The sequence below is a fragment of the Candidatus Magnetaquicoccus inordinatus genome, from assembly GCF_004217665.1.
Lineage (GTDB): Bacteria > Pseudomonadota > Magnetococcia > Magnetococcales > Magnetaquicoccaceae > Magnetaquicoccus > Magnetaquicoccus inordinatus.
Window position 1 is genome coordinate 1 of the sequence record NZ_RXIU01000280.1, and the last position, 3,721, is coordinate 3,721.

At 53.8% G+C, this 3,721-nt stretch carries 3 protein-coding genes; 1 reads left to right on the forward strand and 2 read right to left on the reverse strand.

What is annotated here, in order from left to right; translation table 11 throughout:
• Positions 1-239: 239 nt before the first annotated feature.
• Together pseC and pseB are read right to left on the reverse strand one after the other, a co-directional pair.
• Positions 240-1,403, reverse strand: coding sequence for a UDP-4-amino-4,6-dideoxy-N-acetyl-beta-L-altrosamine transaminase (pseC, locus tag EJP87_RS14595; RefSeq protein ID WP_130472594.1), 1,164 nt, complete (start codon positions 1,401-1,403; stop codon positions 240-242).
• Positions 1,400-2,392 carry a UDP-N-acetylglucosamine 4,6-dehydratase (inverting) gene (gene pseB / locus EJP87_RS14600; RefSeq protein WP_130472595.1) on the reverse strand — a complete coding sequence of 331 codons (993 nt, stop codon included), beginning with the start codon at positions 2,390-2,392 and terminating at the stop codon, positions 1,400-1,402. Before pseB ends, pseC begins: the two co-directional genes overlap by 4 nt.
• Before the next feature lie 185 nt (positions 2,393-2,577).
• On the opposite strand from pseB, the gene EJP87_RS14605 reads away from it, so the two are divergent.
• Entirely contained in the window at positions 2,578-3,648 is a 1,071-nt protein-coding gene (locus EJP87_RS14605) for a GNAT family N-acetyltransferase (protein WP_193771414.1), read from the forward strand.
• The last annotated feature ends 73 nt before the right edge of the window (positions 3,649-3,721 follow it).

Sequence of the window (3,721 nt, forward strand, 5' to 3'; positions counted from 1 at the left end):
GATTCCATCCCTGGACCCGGCCAGGGAGGTGCCCTCCCTGGACCCGCAGTTGTGTTGGGTGGTGAATAGTTACAAAAGATTAAAACAAAATCCCAGAGGCTTTGCCTCTGGACTCCACCAGGGAGGTGCTCACCCTGGACTCGCAGTTGATTGGGGTGCTGAATAGTTACGTATAAACAAACGGCAGCAGGCGCGCACGCCGCAGCACGCGGTGGTTAGCGGACATGCTCTACGGCATGTTATTTACTAAAAAACTGTTCTAATAATGAAACCACTCTCTGTTGCTCGACTGGACGCAGATCAGGATAGAGAGGCAAGGTCAGGGCGCCCTGATAATACCACTCCGCATGGGGAAAATCCCCCTCCTTGAAGCCCAATTGCCGATAGGCCGACAACAGGTGTACCGGCAGATAGTGGACATTGACGCCGACTCCTTGGCTGCGCAACCATTCAAAAAGGGCCAGACGTTTATCCACCCAGGAGTCTTGCAGACGGATCACATAGAGATGATGGGCCGCTTCCTGGCCATTGCCCTGCGGCGGCAGCAGCAGTGGCAGGTGGGAGAGGAGGCGATCATACTCTTTGGCCAAGGCTCTGCGCTTGCTGATAAACAGATCCAGTCGTTGCAGTTGACTGCTGCCCAGGGCAGCCTGCAGGTCGGTGAGGCGATAATTATAGCTCCAGGCCACCTGATCATAGAACCAGGGACCATGCGCAGCCTGTTCCATCTGCTCCGGGATGCGGGTGATGCCGTGGCTGCGCAAGAGCAGCAGGCGCTGGTAGAGTTCGGTGGAGTTGGTCACAATAGCCCCACCCTCTCCGGTGGTGATCGATTTGACCGGATGAAAGCTGAACACTGTGGCAGCGGAATAGAGGCAGCTTCCGATGGGTTGGTTTTGATAGCGGCCACCCAGGGCATGGCAGGCATCCTCGACTATAGTGATTCCATAGGGTTTGACGAGGCGAGCAATCTCCTCCATGGCGCAGGAGAGGCCGGCAAAGTGCACAGGAATCAGGATACGGGGTAGTTTGCCCTGCTCGGCGGCCAGTTGCAGACGCTGTTGCAGGGCCGTGACTGACAGATTATAACTTTGGCGATCGATATCCACAAAGCCTGCCTGGGCACCGCAATAGTGGGCACAATTGGCAGAGGCGGCAAAGGTCAGAGGTGAGGTCCACAACTGCTCTCCGGGTTGCAGTTGCAGAGCCTGACAGACCAGTTGCAAAGCGGCGGTGCCATGGCTGACGGCGACCGCGTGGCGCGCGCCGCAATAGTGGGCCAGTTGCTCTTCAAAGGCAGCGATATGCGGTCCTTGGGTGAGCCAATCACCCTCCAGGACAGAATGTACTGCCTGCCAATCGGCAGAAGTGATATTTTGTCTGCCGTAGGGAATCGGTTTCATGCCTGTTCCAAAAGTTTTTTCAGTTCTGGCAAGCTGAGCTGTTGCGGATTGCTGCGCGAGTTGTATTCAAATCCTGCCGGGACCGCTTTGCCGGTTTCGCCAAGTTTGTTCACTGTATAATCGACCAGATCAACAAATTTAATAGCCGGTTGAATCAGATAGTGATCGGGAAACTCCAGAGTCAGATGGGAGTCATCCTGGGGGCACATCACCTCATGCAGTTTTTCCCCGGAGCGAATACCGATAATTTTGGTGGCCATGCCGGGTGCCATCGCTTCCGCAAGATCCAGGATACCTACGGAGGGCAGTTTGGGGACAAAAAGCTCTCCCCCTTGCATGCGTTGAAAACAGCGCAGCACAAAGGCCACACCCTGCTCCAGGGTGATCCAAAAGCGGGTCATATGGGGATCGGTAACGGGCAGTTCGGAACACCCCTCTGCCAGCAGTTTACGGAAAAAGGGGATCACCGAGCCACGCGAGCCGATCACATTGCCATAACGGACCACGGCAAAGCGGGTGGCATGGCGTCCGGCGATGTTATTGGCGGCAACAAACAGTTTATCGGAAACCAATTTGGTGGCACCATAGAGGTTGATGGGATTGGCTGCCTTGTCGGTGGAGAGGGCGATCACCCGTTTGACACCATTATAAATGGCGGCAGCAATGACATTTTCTGCACCATTGATATTGGTTTTTACACACTCCATGGGATTATATTCCATGGCAGGCACCTGTTTGAGCGCTGCGGCATGGATGACCAGATCAACCCCGGCCATACCCTGTTTCAAACGTTCGCAATCGCGCACATCACCGATAAAATAGCGCAGGCAGGGTGCATTCAGCTCCTGCTGCATTTCAAACTGCTTCAGCTCATCCCTGGAGAAGATGATCACCTTTTGCGGGCGATGGTTTTGCAACAACATCTGCACGCATTTACGACCAAATGATCCGGTTCCGCCGGTGATGAAAATAACTTTGTCGTCGAACATTGTTGCACCGTTATGCCTGAGTTATAGTGATTTCATTATCTTGCGTTAATATGTTTATATCAATGACAGGGAGGCGCCATGGACAGCCCCGCTCTTCAGGCTTCCATTAATGGCTCTCCATGTCAAGGGGAGGAGTGCAAGCGACTCCTGAGGAGTGGCTTTATGCAGGGGCGGAGTGGGGAGTGATGGCTTACCGGATTGAGCGGGTTGATGCGGGGGAAAGAGTGGCGCAGTTGCTGGCGGAAACCAGTGCCTTGGTGTCGGCAGAGGAGCCTTTTTTATATTATAACAACAGCTTGCCATGGGTGCGACTCTGTTGGCAACAGTTGGAGGCAAAACGGGGCTCACGACTTTTGCTCCTCTTGATTCGCAATGATTTGGGAGCGGTGGTGGGTTGGTGGCCGTTGCTGTTGAGTCGGCGCAAGTTGGGTTATCGGTTGCAGGGAATCGGGCAGGAATATTCCGATTATACACTGCCTTTTTTGCGCCGCTCCTGTATTGGCGATTGGCAGGAGATTTTCTCCTTATTGCTGCAGGAGTTGCAAAAGCTACAATATTTGTGGAGTTATGGTTATCTGCCAGCGTTGCATCTGCCGGGGCAGGAGATCCAGCAGACCGAAGAGCTGTTTTGCCAGCATGCGTGGCAGGTCAGTCGCCATCGGCTCAATTATGTGTTGGATCTGCCCGCTGATGGTGGCATGGAGAGAATCCTGCAGGAGCGCTTCAGTGCCTCTTCGCGCAAGAGTTTGCGTTATGAAGTCAATCGTTTGCAGCGTATCTGTCCGCTGCGACTGCTCTCAGTGGTCGATACCGAGGGATTGCGTACAGCCGAGAGCTTTTTTCGCAACCACTATCAATATGGCGCCCAAGAGGCCAAGGTTGCCCTGTGGTTTGCCTATCTGCAGGAGACTCTGCACACAGGCAGCCGGATCTCTCTGTTGTTGGCTGGGGATGAAGTGATCAATATGATCATTGCCTTTGCACGCGGGGGGGAGATCGATTTTTTTAGTACGGTGTTTCACCAGGAGTGGGGGCGCTATAGTCCAGGCAAAGTGCATCTGTATCATTTTATTGCGGGTTTAATAGCAGAAGGCGGGATTCATCGTCTGAATTTTCTCACCGGGGAAGAGCCCTACAAGGCCAAATGGGCCAACCATGCCTATGCCACAATCCGTTTGTATCATTATCATGCAGCAACCCCTCTGGCCTGGTGTTATCGTTTGGCTAACCGATGGAAAAATAAAAAACAGAGGTAACTGTTCACCACCCAAAACTATTGCGGGTCCAGGGAGGGCACCTCCCTGGCCGGGTCCAGGGATGGAATCCCTG

What these genes read in the sequence shown, in the direction of transcription:
- pseC (WP_130472594.1), bottom strand. Translation starts at nt 1,403, where the DNA reads ATGAAACCGATTCCCTACGGCAGACAAAATATCACTTCTGCCGATTGG.
- pseB (WP_130472595.1), bottom strand. Translation starts at nt 2,392, where the DNA reads ATGTTCGACGACAAAGTTATTTTCATCACCGGCGGAACCGGATCATTT.
- EJP87_RS14605 (WP_193771414.1), top strand. Translation starts at nt 2,578, where the DNA reads ATGGCTTACCGGATTGAGCGGGTTGATGCGGGGGAAAGAGTGGCGCAG.